We start from the raw sequence: 19,847 nt of genomic DNA on the forward strand, positions 1-19,847 counted from the left end.
CCCGGTGGCGTACCCGGGAGGTCTCCAAGGCTTGGCCTGATAAGTCGACCAGCGCAGGCACGTTTCGGACATTGCCTAAACTGAAACTGTCATCGGCCGTGCTGTACGGAGGACGGAATATGGGGTCGATCATCGAGCGTGATGCCTTCTCGGCCGCCGATTTCCGGCTGTTCGGCAGGCGCCTGAGAGCCAGCCTGGACATCCTCCGGGACGTGCTGGCCCAGCCGGGATTCGGCGTCGGGCCCGTGACGATCGGCGCGGAGCTGGAGACCTATATCGCCGATGCCGATGGTCGGGTGCTGAACATCAACCAGGCACTCGTGGACGATCTCCAGGATCCCCAGCTGCAGCTCGAGCTCAACCGCTTCAATATCGAGTACAACCTGGCGCCCCTGTCGCTCCAGGGCTGGCCCCTGCATGCCCTGGAACAGCAGCTGCTGCAGGTGCTGGCCCGGCTGCAGTCGGCCGCCGCGGCCCACCAGGGACGCATCATTCCCATCGGCATCCTGCCCACCCTGCGCGGCGAGGATCTCGGGGAACACGCCATGACCGACCTGCCGCGCTATCGGGCCCTGGAGCGAGAGCTCAAGCGCCTGCGCGGCGAGGATTTCAGCGTCGAGATCCACGGCGACGACACCGTCCGGGTCAGCAGTTCCCATGTGGTGCTGGAGGGGGCCAACACCTCCTATCAGCTGCATCTGCGCGTGGCCCCGGAGGACTATGCCGATACCTTCAACACTCTCCAGCTGGTGACCCCGCTGGTGCTGGCGTTGGGCGCCAACTCGCCGCTGTTCCTGCAGCACTGCCTGTGGGAGGAAACCCGCATCGCCCTGTTCAAGCAGGCGGTGGACTGCCGCATGCGCGGCAGCGGGCGCTGGCGTCAGCCGTCCCGGGTGGCCTTCGGCCAGGGCTGGGTGCGCCGCAGTGCCTGGGAACTGTTCGCCGAGACGGTCGCGCTGCATCAGCCGATCATGCCCGTCAACGGCGCAGGGCCGCTGCAGGGCTGGCAGCCCGGCGCCGAGGCCCCGGCCCTGTCGGAGCTGCGCCTGCACATGGGCACCGTCTGGCCCTGGAACCGGGCCGTCTACGATCCCGCCTTCGGTGGGCACCTGCGGGTGGAGATGCGCGCCCTGCCGTCGGGTCCCAGCGCCGTGGACATGGTGGCCAACACCGCCCTGCTGCTGGGTCTGGTAGCCGGGCTGCGCGAGGATATCGACGACTGGCTGAGTGCCATGCCCTTCCGCTATGCCGAGTACAACTTCTATCGGGCCGCCCAGCACGGCCTGGCGGCGCGGCTGCTGTGGCCCCATCGCCGCCATCACCGGCTCGAGGAGGTGGCGATCGTGACCCTGCTCGAGCGCCTGCTGCCCCATGCCAGCCGGGGCCTTCGGGCGCTGGGGGTGGTGGAGGCCGACAGCGCGCCCTACCTGTCGACGATCGAGCATCGCCTGGCCGCGCGCCTCAACGGGGCTCGCTGGCAGCGCGAGGTGATGCAGCGCCTCGAGCGGCAGGGACTCGAGCGCCTCGATGCCTGTCACCGGATGCTGGCGCGCTATGCCGAGGCCTCGCTGGCCAACCGGCCGGTGGCCAGCTGGTCGAGGGAGGTGTGAATGGCCGCGTTATGCCTGCCCGTCCTGCGCGACCCGCCCGTCGACCATGCCGATGTGGGGGCCTGGGTGGAAGCCCTGGGCGAGGCCACCTGGATCGTGCTGTCCGGGGCCGACGACCGGCGTTGCCGGGTGATCACCACCCTGCTGCATGGCAACGAGCCCTCCGGCGTCCTGGCGCTGCACCGCTGGCTGGTGGAGCGACCGCGGCCACGTACACGGCTGGTGATGCTGGTGGCCAATGTCGAGGCGGCCCTGACGCCGCCGCACTTCACCCATCGCAGCGTGCCCGGCGAGCGCGACCTCAACCGCTGCTTCCGGCCCCCCCATGCAGGCGCCAGCGGGGCGCTGGCCCGGGCGGTCGTCGAGGATCTCCAGGTCTGGGACCCCGAGTGTGTCATCGACCTGCACAACACCTCGGGCAATGGGCCCTCATTCGCCGTCGCCACGCAGCGTGACCCTCGCCTCGAGCGGCTGGCGGGACAGTTCTGCGAGCGGCTGATCGTCACCGACTTCCGGCTGGGCAGCCTGATGGAGCTGCCGCTCGTCGAGCCGGGGCTCGCCCATTGCCCGATGCTCACCGTGGAGTGCGGCGGGGCCCTGCAGCCGGAGGCGCGGGAGGTGGCGGGCAGCGTCTATCGCCGCCTGGCCGAGTGGCCGGACCTGACGGACCTGGTGGCGACCCCCGACCTCGATATCCTGGTGCATCCCCTGCGGGTGGAGCTGCAGCCGGGGGTGAGCATCGCCTATGCCCGCGAGCCGCAGCCCGGGGTGGATGTGACGCTGTGGGCTCGCATCGACGAGCACAACCGTGGCCTGACGCTGCCGGACACCTTTCTGGGCTGGCTGGGGGAAAGGGGCCTGGCCGGGCTGCGGGCCTGGGACGCCCAGGGCCGGGACCGTCTCCCTGAGCTGCTCTGCGAGCGCCAGGGGCGGCTCTATCCCCGGAGCCCGATGCGCCTGTTCATGGCCACCACCAACGTCGAGATTGCCCGCAGCGATTGCCTGTTCTACCTCGTGCCGCTTTGAGCCGCGGCTCGCCGTGGCGAGGCCCGGGGCTATCGCCGGTAGCGGTATCGCTCGGGACTGATGCGTCGACAAGCGCCGGGGTAACGGAGCATCGAGGAGGCGCTGAAGACCCAGCTGTGGTGGTCCAAGGCGATGCCGCGGGAATGTTGGCCGTCATCGCCTGTCCCTGTAGGGTAGGCGAGCGCGCAACCCAGGAGGCCTCATGTTCCCGAGCTTTTCCCTTCGCTATGCCCGGCTGCCGGCGCGGCTGCGGGCCGACTGCCTGCCGACGCCCGTGGCCGAACCCCGCCTGGTGGCCTTCAATCGCGAGCTGGCCGAGGAGCTGGGCTTCGACCTCGCGGCCTTCGACGCCGGGCGTGCCGCCGAGGTGTTCGCCGGCAACGCCGTGCCCGAGGGGGCCGAGCCGCTGGCCATGGCCTACGCCGGCCACCAGTTCGGCAACTTCGTGCCCCAGCTCGGCGATGGCCGGGCGCTGCTGCTGGGCGAGGTGGTCGACCGCCGTGGACGCCTGCGCGACCTCCAGCTCAAGGGCTCGGGGCGCACTCCCTTTTCCCGGGGTGGCGACGGCCGCGCCCCGCTCGGTCCGGTGCTGCGTGAATACCTGGTCAGCGAGGCCATGCATGCCCTGGGCATTCCCACCACCCGGGCGCTGGCCGCGGTGACCAGCGGCGAGCGGGTCTTCCGGCGCATCCCCGAGCCCGGGGCAGTGCTGACCCGGGTCGCCGCCAGCCACCTGCGGGTGGGCACCTTCCAGTATTTCGCGGCGCGGCGTGACACCGAGGCCGTGCAGCTGCTCGCCGACGAGGCGATCGCGCGCCACTATCCAGACTTGCCTGGAGAGCTGGCCGAGGGGCCGCTGGGGGAGCGCTACCTGGCGCTGCTCGAGGCCGTGGTGGGACGCCAGGCCGATCTGGTCGCGCGCTGGATGGGCACCGGCTTCATCCATGGCGTGATGAACACCGACAACACCTCGATTTCCGGCGAGACCATCGACTACGGCCCCTGCGCCTTCATGGACACCTATGACCCGCGCACCGTGTTCAGCTCCATCGACGAGCGCGGGCGCTATGCCTACCTCAACCAGCCGGTCATCGCCCAGTGGAACCTGGCACGCTTCGCCGAGACCCTGCTGCCGCTGATCGACGATGACAGCGAGCGTGCCATCGCCCGGGCGACGGCGGTCATCGAGGGCTTCACCGAGCGCTACGAGGCCAGCTGGCAGGCGGTGATGGGGGGCAAGCTGGGGCTGGCGCTGCAGGAGGAAGGCGATGGCGCGCTGGCCCAGGGTCTGCTGGACGCCATGCAGGCGGGGCATGCCGACTTTACCCTGGCCTTTCGCCGGCTGGCCGATGTCCTGGACGGGCCGGAGGGCGAGGCCCGTCTGGCGGCGCTGTTCGACGACCGCGAGGCGCTGGCGGCCTGGCTGCCGCGCTGGCGGGAGCGCCTCGCCCGGGAGGGCGCCGACGAGTCGGAGATTGCCCGCCGGCTGCGTGGCACCAACCCCGCGGTGATTCCGCGCAATCACCGGGTGGAGCAGGCCCTGGCTGCGGCCGCCGAGGAGGACGACTTCGCACCCTTCGAGGCGCTGCTGGCGGTGATCACCAGGCCCTTCGAGGAACCGCACGGCGAGGTCGACTACACCCGCCCGCCCCACGACGGCGAGAAGGTGCTGCGGACCTTCTGCGGCACCTGAGACTCGTCCCCGGACGAAGCGACGGCCGACCGGGTCGGCCGTCGGGCCTCGCGAGCGACTCACGCGAACGGGATGTCACTCGGGTTGGGAGACCGTTAGGGGCTCGCCGGTGGAGCCAATCTGGAACAACGTGAACTTGGCCCCTTCGGCGCTGACGGTGCGCCCGACCATCGGCTGGTCGGGCCTCTCATAGAAGACTTCCCCCGCCATAATGGTCCGAGGCTCCTTCCCCTCCACCGCGACCTCGAGACTGCCCTCCGTCACGTAGACGAAGACATGGCCCGGGTGGATATGGCGGTCGGTGACCCAGTCGGGCCCTACATCGTAGTCGACGATATTGACCTCCATGCCCTCGACACCCTGGAGTTCCGTCTTCATCAGTTGGGTGGAGTCCCCGGTAGCGAGCATGGGGGTGCCCAACGCGACGACGAGCGCCGTGGCAGTCCATGCGGTTGTCATGCGTAGGTTCATGTTGGCCTCCCACCGCCAGGCGGGCGGTAGGGTCTGGTGAATGTGCGAGCCACGCCCGGGTCAGGAGAGGACCTGCCTGATCCAGGGAGGAGGGCCGGGTGGCCGCCCCCCCTTGACGCCTGCCCGGTGCGTGGACCGGGGCGACAGCCGCCTGTCACCCACTTTCTGGCATAGACCGCCTTTCTCGGGCGGTCAAGAGGGCCAGGACCGGGGCGGTGGCCGTGAGGCTGGCGCGGCCTGGCGGGAGCATCTCGAGCGGAAAAGGGCCGCATAACCACAGCACCGCGCGGGCCCGACCGGACCCGCGCGGTGCTTGCTGGAAGGAAGGGGCACTCCCGGCATCGCCGAAACGGACGGCGCCGGGAGTCGGTCGGCCTCAGGCCAGGTCGAAGCGTTCGGCGTTCATCACCTTGGTCCAGGCCGCCACGAAGTCCTTGACGAACTTCTCCTGGTTGTCGTCCTGGGCGTAGACCTCCGCGTAGGAACGCAGGATGGAGTTGGAGCCGAACACCAGGTCGATGCGGGTGGCGGTCCACTTCACCTGGTCGCTCTTGCGGTCACGAATCTCGTAGAGGCCGTTGCCGGTGGGCTTCCAGGTGTTGGCCATGTCGGTCAGGTTGACGAAGAAGTCGTTGGTCAACTGCCCTTCACGGCTCGTGAACACGCCGTGCTTGGTGCCGCCGTGGTTGGTCCCCAGCGCCCGCATGCCGCCGACCAGCACGGTCATCTCGGGGGCGGTGAGGCCCAGCAGCTGGGCGCGGTCGAGCAGCATCTCCTCGGGCTTGACCACGTAATCCTTCTTCAGCCAGTTGCGGAAGCCATCGGCCAGCGGTTCCAGCGGTTCGAAGGATTCGGCGTCGGTCATCTCGTCGCTGGCGTCGCCGCGGCCCGGCGCGAAGGGGACCAGGACGTCGTGACCGGCGGAGCGGGCCGCCTGCTCGATGCCCACGCTGCCGCCCAGCACGATGAGGTCCGCCAGGCTGGCGCCGGTATCGGCGGCGATCCCTTCGTAGACCTTCAGCACCCGGTCGAGGCGCTCGGGCTCGTTGCCCGGCCAGTCCTTCTGCGGGGCCAGGCGGATGCGCGCGCCGTTGGCGCCGCCGCGCATGTCGGAGCCGCGGAAGGTGCGGGCGCTGTCCCAGGCGGTGGCGACCATCTCGGCGACGGAGAGTCCGCTCTCGGCGATGCGCTGCTTGGCCGCCTCGACCGAGTAGTGGGTGTTGCCGGCCGGCACAGGGTCCTGCCAGATCAGGTCCTCGCCCGGCACTTCCGGGCCGATATAGCGTGACTTCGGCCCCATGTCGCGGTGGGTCAGCTTGAACCAGGCCCGGGCGAAGCAGTCCTTGAAGTATTCCGGATCCTTCATGAACTTCTCGCAATAGGCCCGGTACGACGGGTCCATCTTCATCGCCATGTCCGCATCGGTCATCATCGGATTATGGCGAATGGACGGGTCGCTGGGATCGACCGGCTTGTCCTCCTCCTTGATGTCGACGGGCTCCCACTGGTTGGCGCCGGCGGGGCTCTTCTTGAGCTCCCATTCATGGCCGAACAGCATGTCGAAGTAGCCCATGTCGAACTGGGTGGGATTCCTGGTCCAGGCGCCCTCCAGGCCGGAGGTGACGGCGTTGGCGGCCTTGCCCTGCATGTTGGGGTTGAGCCAGCCGAAGCCCTGCGCTTCGACGTCGGCGCCTTCCGGCTCCGGCCCGAGGGCCTCGGCGTCGCCGTTGCCGTGGGTCTTGCCGACCGTATGGCCGCCGGCGGTCAGGGCCGCGGTTTCCTCGTCGTTCATGGCCATGCGCGCGAAGGTCTCGCGAACCTGCTCGGCACTCTTCAGCGGGTCGGGCTGGCCGTTCACACCCTCGGGGTTGACGTAGATCAGGCCCATCTGCACCGCGGCCAGCGGGTTTTCCATGGTGTCGGGCTTGTCGACGTTCTCGTAGCGAGTGTCCGAGGGCGCCAGCCACTCCTTCTCGGCACCCCAGTAGATATCCTTCTCGGGATGCCAGATGTCCTCGCGGCCGAAGGAGAAGCCGAAGGTCTTGAAGCCCATGGACTCGTAGGCCACGTTGCCGGCGAGGATGAACAGGTCGGCCCAGCTGAGCTTGTTGCCGTACTTCTTCTTGATCGGCCACAGCAGGCGCCGCGCCTTGTCGAGGTTGCCGTTGTCCGGCCAGGAGTTGATGGGGGCGAAGCGCTGGTTGCCGGTACCGCCGCCGCCGCGGCCGTCGGCGATGCGATAGGTGCCGGCAGCGTGCCAGGCCATGCGGATCATCAGGCCGCCGTAGTGGCTCCAGTCGGCCGGCCACCACTCCTGGCTCTCGGTCATCAGGGCGTGCATGTCCTTCTTGAGCGCATCGAAGTCGAGCTTTCTGACCTCCTGGCGATAGTCGAAGTCCTCGCCCATCGGGTTGGTCTTGCGATCGTGCTGATGAAGGATGTCCAGGTTCAGGGACTCCGGCCACCAGTCGGTGTTGGAATGACCGCTGGCGGTCTGGCCGCCGTGCATCACGGGGCACTTGCCGGCGGTGCTGCTGTGTTGTTCGTTGCCCATCTCTACTCTCCAGTCTTTGCGACAATTGATGGTGCTGGACCCCCAGCAACAGCGAATGGCTTCCTGCCAGGGCAATGGACCGACCGGCCCGGAGGCACGCGGTCAGCGGTGGGGGGCGTCACCCATCCCTCTACCCCAAGCTTAGTGCCGGGCCTCACGGCTTCCATTTTTCTTTGTCGAAGGACTCGATAGCCAATCTTTATCATCAATCGCGCATACACTCGGCAGCCCGCGCCGGCAGGGCCTGCGAGGGGGCAGGGAGCCCAACGACACGGCGGTCAGGCCCGGGGGACGGCCTCGGGGATCACTAGCTCCCGGGACTCGCCCATCAGGAAATCGCGGTTGGCTTCCAGGGCCTCGCGCAGGAAGTCCCACAGCAGCCGCACCCGGGCCAGGCGGCGTTGCTCCTGACGGGCGGTGATCCAGAACTGGCGCGCCACCTCCACCTCGTCTTCCAGCACGTTGAGCAAGGCCTCCGAGGTACTCGCCATAAAGCACGGCAGCACCGCCAGGCCGGCGCCGGCGAGGGCGGCGGCATGCTGGGTGGTCACGCTGGTGCTGCGCATGGCGAAGTGCGGGCCGGGCTGGCCCACCACTGCCGGGTCCAGCAGCGGGTCCAGGTAGCTGAGCTGCTGGCTGAAGATCAGGTCGTCCACATAGCCGATCAGCCGATGCCGGCCGAGCTCGGTGAGCCGGCGCGGGGTGCCGTGCCGGTCCAGGTAGTCGCGACTGCCGTAGAGGCGCAGCCGGTAGTCGCAGAGCCGCGAGATCACCAGCCCCGGGCTGACCGGGCGCTCGATGGTGATGGCCAGGTCCGCCTCGTGGCGGCTCAGGTTGACCACCCGGGGCAGGGCCAGCAGGTCCAGGGTGACGCCGGGATGGCGGGCACAGAAGGCGGAGAGCAGCGGGGCGATGACCCAGGTGCCGAAGCCCTCGGTGACTCCCAGGCGGATCTGGCCCCCGATCTGGTGATCCTGGTCGGCCAGGCTCTCGCCGGCCTCGAAGGCATGGCGGGCCATCTCCTCGGCATGGGCGAGCAGCTGCTGGCCGGCCTCGGTGAGCTGGTAGCCGTGGGTGCTGCGCTCGAAGAGCTGGGTATTCAGCGCCTGTTCGAAGCGCCGGGTGCGCCGCGACAGGGTGGAGTGGTCGACCCCCAGCCGCCGGGCCGCATCGGTCAGGCGTTCGCTGCGGGCCACCTCGAGGAAGATCTGGATATCCTGCCAGTCGAGCATCGCGGGCCCCCGTTGTTCAATGGTTGTGTATTGGTGCACAAGGAATGTGCCTCAGTGCCCGTTGTCGCGCCCTGCGAGGACTGGATAGACTCGGAAGCATCAGGCTTCGTGCCGGTATGCACATAAAGTCGAACACGGCCCTCTCACAATCACAACCCTTTCAGGAGCATGCCCATGTCCGTTCGCGAGATTCCCCTCTATATCGATGGCCAGGCGGTCCCCTCCCAGAGTCAGGAGTGGCGTGACGTGGTCAATCCGGCCACCCAGGAAGTCGTCGCCCGGGTACCGTTCTGCTCGGCCGAGGAAGTCGAGAGGGCCGTGGCCAGCGCCAAGGAGGCCTTCAAGACCTGGCGCAAGGTGCCGCTGGCCAAGCGCATGCGCATCATGCTCAAGCTGCAGGCGCTGATCCGCGACAATACCGCCGAGCTCGCCGCGCTGATCACCGAGGAGCATGGCAAGACCCTGCCCGATGCCGAGGGCGAGGTGGGCCGCGGCCTCGAGGTGGTGGAACACGCCTGCTCGATCACCTCCCTGCAGCTCGGGGAGCTGGCCGAGAACGCCGCCAGCGAGGTGGACGTCTACACCCTCAACCAGCCGCTGGGCGTGGGGGCCGGCATCACCGCCTTCAACTTCCCGATCATGCTGCCCTGCTTCATGTTCCCGCTGGCCATCGCCACCGGCAACACCTTCGTGCTCAAGCCCTCCGAGCAGGATCCGAGCGCTACCATACGCCTGGTCGAGCTGGCCCACGAGGCCGGCGTGCCGGCCGGCGTGCTCAATGTGGTGCACGGCGGCCCGGACGTGGCCAACCAGATCGCCGACCACGCCGACATCAAGGCGCTGTCCTTTATCGGCTCGACCCATGTCGGCTCGCTGCTCTACAACCGCGCCGCGGCGGCCGGCAAGCGCATGCAGTCGATGATGGGCGCCAAGAACCACTGCGTGGTGATGCCGGATGCCAACCGCAGCCAGGCGATCAACAACCTGCTCGGCTCCGCCTTCGGCGCTGCCGGCCAGCGCTGCATGGCCAATTCGGTGGTGGTGCTGGTCGGCGAGGCCCGCGAGTGGCTGGACGACATCGCCGAAGGCGCCCGCAACATGACCGTCGGCCCCGGCACCCAGCGTGACGCCGACCTCGGTCCGCTGGTCTCCCCGCAGGCGAAGGAGCGGGTCGAGGGACTGATTGCCACCGGCGAGAAGGAAGGCGCGACGCTGCTGGTCGACGGCCGTGGCTGCCAGGTGGAGGGCTACCCGGACGGCAACTTCGTCGGCCCGACCCTGTTCAGCGATGTGACCCCCGAGATGACCATCTACCGCGAGGAGATCTTCGGACCGGTGCTGTGCGTGGTCAGTGTCGACACCCTGGACGAGGCGATCGAGTTCATCAACGCCAACCCCAACGGCAACGGCACCTCGATCTTCACCAACTCCGGCTGGGTGGCGCGGCGCTTCGAGTCCGACATCGACGTCGGCCAGGTGGGCATCAACGTGCCGATCCCGGTGCCGGTGGCCTACTTCAGCTTCACCGGGTCGCGCGGCTCCAAGCTCGGTGACCTGGGCCCCAACGGCAAGCAGGCGATCGCCTTCTGGACCCAGACCAAGACCGTCACTGCGCGCTGGTTCGAGCCGGAGAACGTCTCCAGCGGCATCAACAGCACCATCTCGCTGCACTGACCTCAGCCCGGCGATGACCGCGGCCCCGTCTCGAGAGAGGCGGGGCCGTTTTGCTGAGGGTCGGGCACCCCGAGAGCGGCGAACAGCTCAGCGAGTTCCGGGGCCGCCCGCTGGGTATCCAAAAGGGCGGGGGCGACGACCGCGAAGCGGCCCGCAGCGGCTTTCAGGTACACCTGGCCGGTCGCCGCGTCGACGAAGCGGACCTCCGGCACCTTGGCGAGGCACTGCCTGAGGAAGGCACAGTTCCTGCCGATCGCCAGGCTGTCATCGCCGGGATAGACCTCCGCCGGGCAGGTCGCCCGGGTATTGATCCGCTTGTAGCGGTCGATGGCGACCAGGCCCAGGGGCGCCAGGATGTGCAGGACCTCGCGGTTGCCGTAGGCGATGGTCGTCGGCGGGGTGTGCTTGGGAACGCTGTTGTCCAGGAAGCAGTACTCGAGCCGGGGGTGCCGGCTGTCCAGCCACTTGAAGAGCAGCCTGGGCATGCCGTCATAGGCTTCCACGCAGTGCCCCAGGAAGTCCTCCACCGCCTTGAAGCGTCCCCGGGTCAGGCCGCGCTCCCAGCCCCGTTCCACCGTCGCCTCCGGCGGGGTGACGATGAAATAGAAGTACATGGTGGCGACATGTTTCGCATAGGTGGCATCCAGTAGCCGGGGTACCCGTTCCTGAGAGAAACTGTCGAACCGGAACCGGTCGATCACCAGGTTCGGGATGGAGCGGTCCCGCTGGGCCTTGTCACGGATGTAGCGGTCCAGCTTGGCATCGATGAGCTTGACCTCCTTGCCGGACAGGCGGCCGGCATACTTGTAGGCCTCGCCCAGGGCGTCATAGTCGAGCAGCAGGCGGCGCCAGATGTCGGGGGAGACGGTGCCGTAGTGGTCGGCCTGGATACCCAGGTCCTGCAGGGTGTCCTTCAGGAGCGGGCGCAGGGAGCTCTTGCCGGCCGCCGAGGCCCCCTTGAGGCTGATCAGGATCGGCTCTCGGGCACAGGGGAGCCGGCGGTAGCCCTCGACGTCCATGGCGCGCGCAACATGCGGGGCGATCCGCTCGCCGAGGTGGCGGCTGCCGAAGTCGTTGCACACCTGCTGGGTGATCAGCCTGGCCAGGAGTTCCCGGTCCACGCCGATATGGCCCTGGCGGCTGGCGATCGAGTTCAGGACCCGGTAGGTGCTCTTGTAGATGGCCCGCTCCAGGTCGCCACGGGCGGCCAGCCCCGTCTCCCTGAGGCCCCGGATCACCTCGTGGTGCCGTTCCTCGATGGAGCGGTGGTCCGGCTGCCGTTGCGGGGCAGGGCGCTTGCCCAGCCATCGGGACAGCCAGGAGCCAGGCTCGGGCTCGATCTCCGCCGGTTCGGGAGCGAAGGCCGCGGCGAGGATGTCGCCCACCCGGGCGTGTATCTCGCCATACAGCCGGGCATGTTCCTGGCGAAGCCTGGGCAGGTGGGGAGCCAGATAGTCGGACAGGAGCTTGCGGGCGATGTCGCGAAAGTGCTGCCCCAGCAGCTCCTCTTCCTCGCCTTCCAGGACCACGATGTCGGCGGTCACCTGCACGATCACCTCGTGCAGCACCAGGCGTTCTGCCTTGAAGGCGACCAGTTCCTCTTCCGCGAGACCGGTGAGGGCGCTCAGCTCGGGGATATCGGCAAGGCGGGAGTCGACATTGGCCGTGTGATGGATGGTCTCCAGGGCCTGGTAACGGCGGGGCAGGTCCGCCTCCAGGCCGGGGTTCCACGCGGAAAACTCGAGACCGGGTCGCTCGGGCATACGGAAAGTCCCTGCATGCAGGAGTGTGGCGGGGCTCGAGGAGGGCCTCGATGGCACCGCTGCGTGATCCTGGCGCCCCCAGGGCTGTGGGAAGTGCGCAAGGCCCGTCAGGAACGGGCTTGGCTCCCCGGCCGGGAAGGGGCGGGCCGCCCCTGGAAAAATCATGACCGAGCTGGCCCCGTGGGGCAATCCTCGTGGGGCTGAGGTAAGGACTCGGGCCAGTTCGAGACCGACATCGACGTGGGCCAGGGGCCTCGGGGCTGTTGGGATCCATCAAGACCGTCACCGCCCGTTGGTTCGAGTCGGAGAACGTCTTGAGCGGCATCAACAGCATCGTCTCGCTGCACTAATTCCGGCCCGGGCGATGTTAAGCGGCCCCGTCTCGAGAGTGAGGCGGGCCCGGTTTATTGGGCAGCCCCCATCGACTATCCCTGGTATGTTGATGGTCAAACAACTCTGTCGTGTCGTGTTGTCACCCGGCATCGCGCTGAATTCCAGGGAACGGAGTAGGGTATGGACCGGCTACCCGAAGGCCTGTATGAAAAGCTGATCGATGAGGAACTCCAGCAGCAGCTGGCAGAGCATCCGGACGTGAAGCCCGTACTTCGTGCCCTGGATGATGAAGCGGCTCCCCATGTTTACAGCCAGTTTGTCGCCCAGCTGCTGACACAGGCCCTTCGCATTTTAGAGCCCGAGCGACGTCGACCCCTCTTGAATCGACTGCTTGATCTGCTCTCTGCCACGGATGGCCTCGACTACCTCAGACGTAAACAGCTACTCAGGACGGATAAGCCCGTGCTCTCTGCGCTGGGCGCTTCCGCCGATACGCTGCCTCGGCCCGTGACGCCCTTGGCGACCAGCACGTTGTTGACCGGGCTCGGCCATGATCCTCCCCTTGAGCACGAGCTCCGGGCAGAGATGGCGACGGCGGATCACGTCGATATCCTCGTTTCCTTTATCAAGTGGTCCGGACTCCGGTTGCTGATGCCTGCCTTTGAGCGTCTGGCAGAGAGGGGGGTGCCGGTACGGCTGATCTCCACCAGCTATATGGGGGCCAGTGATCCCACGGCCCTAGAATGGTTGGTGGGTCAGCCGAACGTTACTGTCCGTGTCTCTTATGACACGGGTGGAACTCGGCTTCATGCCAAGGCCTACCATTTCCTGCGTGATAGTGGCTTCTCTACCGCCTATATCGGGTCCGCCAATATGTCCCACTCGGCAATGACCCAGGGGTTGGAGTGGACGGTCAAAGTCACCGCGCAGGATATGACGCACATCCTAGACCGTTTCGCCGCCGAGTTTTCGGCCTATTGGGAAAGCGAGGAGTTTGAGCCTTTCACGCATCATGACTTCCGTCGGTTTCGTCAGGCCATCGCCGCCTATAAGGCTCGCCAGCACACTGGAGGAACTTTTTTCGCCGATATCTCACCGCGGCCCTTTCAACTGCGGATTCTGGAAGCGCTGGAGGCGGCTCGTCAGCGCGGTTCCTACCGTAACCTGGTGGTGGCGGCAACGGGCACGGGGAAAACGGTTGTCTCGGCGCTCGATTATCGCCGCTACTGTGAGCGAAAGGGGGAGCGAGCACCACTGCTTTTTGTCGCCCATCGCAAGGAAATACTTGAGCAGGCCCTAGCCTGCTTTCGTGCGGTGCTGCGGGATCAGAATTTCGGTGAGCTCTGGGTCGGTGAATATACGCCCAACGTGCATCGGCATCTGTTTGCTTCTGTACAAACGCTTAACCGGCAGCGGCCATGGGGATCGCTTGGAGCCGAATTTTTCCACTATGTGGTGATCGATGAGGCGCATCATGGTGCGGCCAGCAGCTATCGCGCTTTGCTCGAGGCACTAAAGCCGGATCTATTGTTGGGGCTTACGGCAACGCCGGAGAGAATGGATGGCAGCAGCATCCTGCCGGATTTCGACGATGACTTCGCAGCGGAGATCCGCTTGGCCGAGGCGCTTGAAGAGAAGTTGCTGTGTCCTTTCCACTACTTTGGTGTCAGCGACAGCATTGACCTTAGCGATGATCGCCTCTGGCAGAATGGTCGCTATGATATGCGGGAACTGGAAAACCTGCTGACCGGCGATGATTTCCTTGCCCGACAGCGGGTTGATACCGTGCTTAAGGCGCTGGAGCGCTACCAGCCTAATCTGGATGGGGTGCGCGCGGTGGGGTTTTGTGCCGGCGTACGTCATGCCGAGTATATGACCGACTGCTTTAATCGGTTGGGAGAGGCGTATAGAGCTGCCGTTCTCCTGGGGGATACCTCGCCCGAGCTACGTGACGAACGCCTGCGAGAGTTTCGTGATGGCAGGCTTCCGTTCCTGTTTACCGTCGATGTGCTCAGTGAAGGCGTCGACGTTCCCGATATCAACCTGGTGATGTTCCTGCGCCCCACCGAGAGCCTAACGGTCTTCCTGCAGCAGTTGGGACGAGGGCTTCGACATGCCCCAGGCAAGGAGTGCCTGACCGTACTGGATTTCGTCGGGCAGACCCATCGGCGCTATCGCGTGGATACCAAGTTCACCGCGCTGCTCTCCGGCCAGCGGCAGCGACTGGATCGAGAAGTGGAGGCCGACTTCCCGAGTCTACCGCCCGGCTGCAGCATCCAACTTGAACGGGTAGCGCGTCAGAGAGTGCTGAGCAAGATTCGCTCGGTGCTCAATGATTTGAATCACTTCATCCCGGAGGCCTTGCGAACCTGGTCTCTGGAGGTGGGCAAGCCGCTCACCTTCGGTCGCTTCTTGGAGGAGACCGGCCTCTCTCCGGTGCAGGTGTTGGCCCCGCGAAGCTGGTCGGAATGGAAGGCGAAGGCCGATCGTAGATCACCCCCCCCATGATCCTGATTTCGCTCAGGCGCGCAAGGCATTGACGCGGATGGCCTTGCGTACCGACCCGGACCTCCTCGAGGCCATTGAAGATCTCGGTAATGATGACGGCCAGGTGGGCGAGCCGCGGGGCTGTTACGACGTTGCCAAGAAGACGGCGCTGCACTATATGCTCTGGGGCCGAAAGGGCGAGGCGGCGGGTGTTTACGACCTCGAGCAGTCGCTGCAGAAGTGGAGAGCGAACCCGAGTGTGGCGGCGGATGCAGCGGAGATCGCCGCTTGGCGGCGCACACAGCAGCATGTGCCGCAGCACAGGCTTAATGATCTTCCTTTCGACTGTGAGCTACTGCTGCATGGGGCCTATGGCACCGCCGAGATCAAGTCGCTGCTCGGCCTCGCCAGCCTGGAGAAGCCTGGGGCCACTGGCGTGGGGGTCATCCATGCTAAGCAGATTCGTGCCTATATTCACCTGGTCACTTTCCAGAAGGACGAGCGGGACTTTTCCCCGACCACGCGCTATCGGGATTATCCCATCAGCCGCACCCTGCTGCACTGGGAAAGTCAGTCGAACACTGCTCAGGCCAGTGGTACCGGTCAAAACTATCTCCATTTCGAAGAGCGCGGCTATACCATCCTGTTCTTCGCCCGATTGACCAAGCGCATCGATGGGGAGACGGCTCCCTTCCTGTTCTTGGGGCCGGCCAAATCGCTAAAGAGCTATCAGGGCGACCGCCCCATCGCGATGACCTGGGAACTCGAGCACCCTATGCCTGCCGCGCTATTCGAGGCGGCTCGTCCCGCGTAGTGCGATGCCCGCCACCTGAGGTCCTCGTTTCGACTTAAGATAACGTGTTGACGTTTACGCTAACTGTTATTTTTGAGGTCTGCGACCACCACAACGCCAGGAGCCGCCATGACCGCCCCCATCAGCCGCTTTCCCGTCCCCGAGCGCCTCGAGGACCTGCCCGAGGACATCCGCGACGCCATCCTGGCGGTGCAGGAGAAGGCCGGCTTCGTGCCCAATGTCTTCCTGATGCTGGCCCACCGGCCGGACGAGTTCCGGGCCTTCTTCGCCTACCACGATGCCCTGATGGAGCGTGACTCCGACACCCTCACCAAGGCCGAGAAGGAAATGATCGTGGTGGCCACCAGCGCGCGCAATCGCTGCCTATACTGCGTGGTGGCCCACGGGGCCCTGGTGCGCATCTACAGCAAGGACCCGTTGCTGGCCGACCAGGTGGCCATCAACCATCGCACCGCGCCGATCAGCGAGCGTCATCGCACCATGCTGGACTTCGCCCTCTACTGCGGCCTGGAGGTGGGGGAGCTCACCGACGAGTGGGAGGCGCGCCTGAAAGCCTCGGGGTTCACTCGCGACGACATCTGGGACATCGGTGCCATCGCCGCCTTCTTCGGCCTCTCCAATCGCCTGGTGACGCTCACCGCCACCCCACCCAACGAGGAGTTTTACCTGATGGGCCGGGTACCCCGCGAGGGCTGAGCTGCTATTTCGTGCTTCCCCGATTTTCGAGAAAGGAGTCATCCCCATGAAGATCCGCGCCGCCGTCCTGCAGGCCATCGGGCGAGACAGGCCCTACACCGAGAGTCAGCCCCTGGTGATCGAGGAACTCGAGCTGGCGCCGCCAGGCGACAATGAGGTGCTGGTGCAGATCAAGGCGGCGGGGCTCTGCCACTCGGACCTCTCGGTCATCGACGGCAACCGGCCGCGTCCGGTCCCCATGGCCCTGGGCCACGAGGCCGCCGGGGTGGTCAAGGCGGTCGGCCGCGGCGTGACCGACCTGGCCGAGGGTGACCATGTGGTGGCCGTCTTCGTGCCCAGCTGCGGCCATTGCCCGCCCTGCGCCGAGGGGCGCCCGGCGCTGTGCGAGCCAGGCAACGCCGCCAACAATGCGGGGACCCTGGTGAGCGGCGAACATCGCCTCCAGCGTGCCGACGGCACCCCCGTGAACCACCACCTGGGGGTCTCCGCCTTCGCCGACCATGCCGTGGTGTCGCGCCATTCCCTGGTCCGGATCGATCCGCGCCTGCCCTTCGAGCATGCGGCGCTGTTCGGCTGTGCCGTGCTCACCGGGGTGGGAGCCGCCGTCAACTCGGCCGGCATTCGCGCCGGCCAGTCGGTGGCCGTGGTGGGGCTGGGCGGAGTGGGGCTCAACGCCGTGCTCGGCGCCCTGGTGGCCGGGGCCGGCGAGGTCGTCGCCCTCGACCTGGACGACGACAAGCTGGCACTGGCCGAGTCGCTGGGCGCGACCCGGGCCATCAACAGTGCCGCCCCGGATGCCGTGGAGCGGGTGCGCGAGGCCACCGGCGGGGGCGTGGACTGCGCCATCGAGATGGCCGGCTCCGAAAAGGCCCTGGAGTTCGCCTACCGGGTCACCCGCCGCGGTGGGCTGACGGTGACCGGCGGGCTCGCCCATCCCGAGCGCAAGGTGGCCATCCAGCAGGTCAGCCTGGTGGCCGAGGAGCGCACCCTGCGTGGCAGCTATGTGGGCAGCTGCGTGCCGGTGCGTGACGTGGGCCGCTATGTCGGCCTGTTCCAGCAGGGCAAGCTGCCCGTGGACCGGCTGCTTTCCCGGGTGCTGACCCTCGACGAGATCAACGACGGCTTCGAGGCGCTGGCCGCCGGCCAGGCCATCCGCCAGGTCGTCACGTTCGACTAGCGGGCCAGCTCCGGCCACTCGCCAGCCAAGCCGCTCTCCTCCAGCAGCTGCTGTACCGGCGCCAGCTGGCTCTCGTGCAGCAGCAGCACGCTCTCGCCCTGCTCGCCGTCAGTGGGGATCACCACGGCAAACTCGCCTTCCTCCAGATGGAATTCATGGACCTCGCGGAGGCCCTCGGGGGTCTCGCAGCGGATCGAGCGGTAGGCATCGTCCTCGCCGTAGGTGAGGCGGTGGTAGACCTTGAAGAAGGTGTAGAGGCTGAGTCCTCGGGGGAAGGCCGGCCAGCGGGCCGGGCTCTCTCGGGTCGTCCGGTCGATCTCCTGGCCTCGGGCTTCGGCAGTGGCGATGGCCGTTGCCAGGGGCTCGGCCAGCAGCGATGCGGCATCCCGGGGCAGCGGGGCCAGGGCTTCGGCGGCCTGGTGGTAGCGCCCGGTCACGCGGTGCAGGGAGGCGAGGTCCTCCAGGCGATGGTCGCTGTGCTGGAGGTCCTCGGGGGCGAAGCCACCGTTCTCCCAGCCGTGGATGACCCGCAGCAGCAGTCGACCCTCGCGCATCGGGGCCTCGAGCAGGGCCTGCAGGGCCACCCGCAGGTGGAGCAGGCGTTCGGCGACAAGGTTGTCGAAGGCAGTGTAGGGGTCGGCGAACAGATGATGCAGGCGCCCGGGGGCGTGTTCCTTGGCTTCGGAAAATGGCATGGCGGCTTCCCGGCGAGAGTGAGCGTTCGACATCGGACGCTGTTGTGTCATGCTGATGTGGTGACTTCGATATCGGCCGAGTCGGCCGTCACTTGAGGTGCATCCAGGACAATTCATTCACTGTCGCCAGGGGAGTCCCGCCACGGCTGGGGCTGAGAGAGCGCTCGGCGCTGACCCTGGAACCTGATCCGGTTCATGCCGGCGGAGGAAGCGCGACATGCCTTACCTGACGTCAGCCGTGCTTGGCGCGGCGCTGCTGTGTTTCACCGTGCTGGGCCTGCGGGCCCGGCGTGTCGACGGGCCCCTCGACGACTACGTCACCGCCCGCAACTCCCAGACGGCCTCGACGCTGGGCCTGTCCTTCCTGGCCTCCGGCATGGGAGCCTGGATCCTCTTCGCCCCGCCGGAGATCGGCGCCTTCGTGGGCCCCGTGGCCCTGGCCGGCTATGCCATCGGCTCGGCCCTGCCGTTTCTCGTGCTGGGCCTGTTCGGGCCGGCCATCCGTCGGCGTCTCCCCGAGGGTCGCAGCATCGGCGAGTATGCCGAGGCCTGCTTCGGCGCCGGGGTGCGGCGCTGGGTGTCGCTGGTATCAATCCTCTACATGGCCTGTTTCCTGGCGGCCGAGCTGACCGCCATCGGCGCCATCACCGGGCTGCTCTCCGCGGTGCCGCCCGAGCTGGTGGTGATCGGGGTGGCCCTGGCCACGTTGCTCTACACGGCGCTGGGGGGCCTGCGGGCGAGCCTCGCCACCGACCGCTGGCAGGCCTGGCTGCTGCTGGCGCTGCTGGCCGTGGTCGGCGGCGTGGCCGTGATGCGCCTTCCGGCGCTGCCGGCGGAGGCGGTGATGCCGTCGATCCCTCCCGTCGACGCCCTCTCCGTGGCCCTGACCCTGGTGATCGCCGTCACGGCGGCGAACCTCTTCCACCAGGGCTACTGGCAGCGGGTATGGGCGGCCCGGGACGCGCGGGCCCTCGGGCAGGGCGCCTGGCTGGGCGGCGCCGTTACCGTGCTGGTCGTGGCGGTGGTCGGCGGCCTCGGCATCCTCGCCGCCATGAGCGGCCTGGCCCTGGGCGAGCCGCCGATCCCCTTCTTCGCCCTGCTCAGTGGGGCGCCGGACTGGCTGGCCCTGCCGGCCCTGGTGCTGGCGGTGACGCTGGTCGCCTCCAGCGTGGATACCCTGCAGAACGGCATTGCCTCCCTGGCGGTGGCCGGCGCCGGGCGGCGGGGCCTGTCCCTGCGGGCGGCACGCTGGGTCACGGTGGCGCTGATGGTGCCGGTGGTGGTCATCGCCCTGCAGGGGCTCTCGGTGCTGCGGCTGTTCCTGATCGCCGACCTGCTGTGCGCCGCCATCGTGGTACCGGTGCTGCTGGGCCTGTGGCCGCGGATGAGTGCCGCCGCGGCCCTGGCCGGCGGCGTGGCGGGCCTCGCCGGGGCCGTGCTGCCGGGCTGGGTCGTCACCGGCAGCCTCGCCGAGGGGCTGCTGGCGGCGAGCTTCCCGGCCGGGGTGCCGACGCTGCCGCCCTTCCTCGGGGCGCTGCTCGCCTCTACCCTGGTCGGTCTGCTGGTGGCCTGGTGGCGCCCGGCCCGGGCACCGCACACCGCCTGACGGTTGCCAGGCCGGG

Annotated in this window: 14 protein-coding genes and 1 riboswitch; of the genes, 9 read left to right on the plus strand and 5 right to left on the minus strand. The window is 67.5% G+C overall.

The window, feature by feature from the left end; genetic code table 11:
* Window positions 1-119 precede the first annotated feature (119 nt).
* From EKG36_RS00285 to EKG36_RS00295, 3 genes are all read left to right on the plus strand, one after another.
* Window positions 120-1,610, plus strand: coding sequence for a glutamate-cysteine ligase family protein (locus EKG36_RS00285; RefSeq protein ID WP_126479837.1), 1,491 nt, complete (start codon window positions 120-122; stop codon window positions 1,608-1,610).
* Window positions 1,611-2,636, plus strand: coding sequence for a M14 family metallopeptidase (locus EKG36_RS00290; protein WP_126479839.1), 1,026 nt, complete (start codon window positions 1,611-1,613; stop codon window positions 2,634-2,636). It abuts the gene before it with no gap.
* 202 nt (window positions 2,637-2,838) lie between these two features.
* Entirely contained in the window at window positions 2,839-4,329 is a 1,491-nt protein-coding gene (locus EKG36_RS00295) for a protein adenylyltransferase SelO (RefSeq protein WP_126479841.1), read from the plus strand.
* Between the two features lie 75 nt (window positions 4,330-4,404).
* On the opposite strand, the gene EKG36_RS00300 is transcribed toward EKG36_RS00295, so the two are convergent.
* The 3 genes from EKG36_RS00300 to EKG36_RS00310 form a co-directional block, all read right to left on the minus strand.
* On the minus strand, window positions 4,405-4,800 hold the full coding sequence (locus tag EKG36_RS00300; RefSeq protein ID WP_126479842.1) for a cupin domain-containing protein: 396 nt from the start codon (window positions 4,798-4,800) through the stop codon (window positions 4,405-4,407).
* Window positions 4,801-5,176: 376 nt separating this feature from the next.
* Entirely contained in the window at window positions 5,177-7,354 is a 2,178-nt protein-coding gene (katG, locus tag EKG36_RS00305) for a catalase/peroxidase HPI (protein ID WP_126479844.1), read from the minus strand.
* A gap of 278 nt (window positions 7,355-7,632) precedes the next feature.
* On the minus strand, window positions 7,633-8,586 hold the full coding sequence (locus tag EKG36_RS00310; RefSeq protein WP_126479847.1) for a LysR family transcriptional regulator: 954 nt from the start codon (window positions 8,584-8,586) through the stop codon (window positions 7,633-7,635).
* 174 nt (window positions 8,587-8,760) lie between these two features.
* On the opposite strand from EKG36_RS00310, the gene EKG36_RS00315 reads away from it, so the two are divergent.
* The gene (locus EKG36_RS00315) at window positions 8,761-10,260 is read left to right on the plus strand and encodes a CoA-acylating methylmalonate-semialdehyde dehydrogenase (RefSeq protein ID WP_126479849.1); all 1,500 of its coding nucleotides are present in this window, start codon (window positions 8,761-8,763) and stop codon (window positions 10,258-10,260) included.
* A gap of 2 nt (window positions 10,261-10,262) precedes the next feature.
* Here EKG36_RS00315 and EKG36_RS00320 read toward each other — a convergent pair whose 3' ends face one another.
* Window positions 10,263-12,023, minus strand: coding sequence for a DEAD/DEAH box helicase family protein (locus EKG36_RS00320; RefSeq protein WP_126479851.1), 1,761 nt, complete (start codon window positions 12,021-12,023; stop codon window positions 10,263-10,265).
* Window positions 12,024-12,536: 513 nt separating this feature from the next.
* Between EKG36_RS00320 and EKG36_RS00325 the strand changes: the two genes are divergently transcribed.
* From EKG36_RS00325 to EKG36_RS00335, 4 genes are all read left to right on the plus strand, one after another.
* Window positions 12,537-14,864 (plus strand): DEAD/DEAH box helicase, encoded by a 2,328-nt coding sequence (locus tag EKG36_RS00325; RefSeq protein WP_221766014.1) that lies wholly within the window; start codon window positions 12,537-12,539, stop codon window positions 14,862-14,864.
* A gap of 37 nt (window positions 14,865-14,901) precedes the next feature.
* Window positions 14,902-15,657 carry a DUF3427 domain-containing protein gene (locus tag EKG36_RS20575; protein ID WP_221766015.1) on the plus strand — a complete coding sequence of 252 codons (756 nt, stop codon included), beginning with the start codon at window positions 14,902-14,904 and terminating at the stop codon, window positions 15,655-15,657.
* A gap of 108 nt (window positions 15,658-15,765) precedes the next feature.
* On the plus strand, window positions 15,766-16,353 hold the full coding sequence (locus tag EKG36_RS00330) for a peroxidase-related enzyme (RefSeq protein ID WP_126479853.1): 588 nt from the start codon (window positions 15,766-15,768) through the stop codon (window positions 16,351-16,353).
* 46 nt (window positions 16,354-16,399) lie between these two features.
* Window positions 16,400-17,530 carry a zinc-dependent alcohol dehydrogenase family protein gene (locus tag EKG36_RS00335; RefSeq protein WP_126479855.1) on the plus strand — a complete coding sequence of 377 codons (1,131 nt, stop codon included), beginning with the start codon at window positions 16,400-16,402 and terminating at the stop codon, window positions 17,528-17,530.
* Here the strand turns inward: EKG36_RS00335 and EKG36_RS00340 are convergent.
* On the minus strand, window positions 17,527-18,225 hold the full coding sequence (locus EKG36_RS00340; protein WP_126479857.1) for a hypothetical protein: 699 nt from the start codon (window positions 18,223-18,225) through the stop codon (window positions 17,527-17,529). The two genes, EKG36_RS00335 and EKG36_RS00340, sit on opposite strands and share 4 nt — an antisense overlap.
* Window positions 18,226-18,343: 118 nt before the next feature.
* A riboswitch (TPP riboswitch) is annotated at window positions 18,344-18,453 on the plus strand.
* Here EKG36_RS00340 and EKG36_RS00345 point away from each other — a divergent pair.
* Window positions 18,443-19,831, plus strand: a complete 1,389-nt coding sequence (locus EKG36_RS00345) for a sodium:solute symporter family transporter (RefSeq protein WP_126479859.1) — start codon at window positions 18,443-18,445, stop codon at window positions 19,829-19,831. It overlaps the preceding riboswitch by 11 nt.
* Window positions 19,832-19,847: the final 16 nt, after the last annotated feature.

Origin of the sequence: Halomonas nitroreducens, assembly GCF_003966155.1 — a bacterium.
GTDB classification, from domain to species: Bacteria; Pseudomonadota; Gammaproteobacteria; order Pseudomonadales; family Halomonadaceae; genus Halomonas; species Halomonas nitroreducens.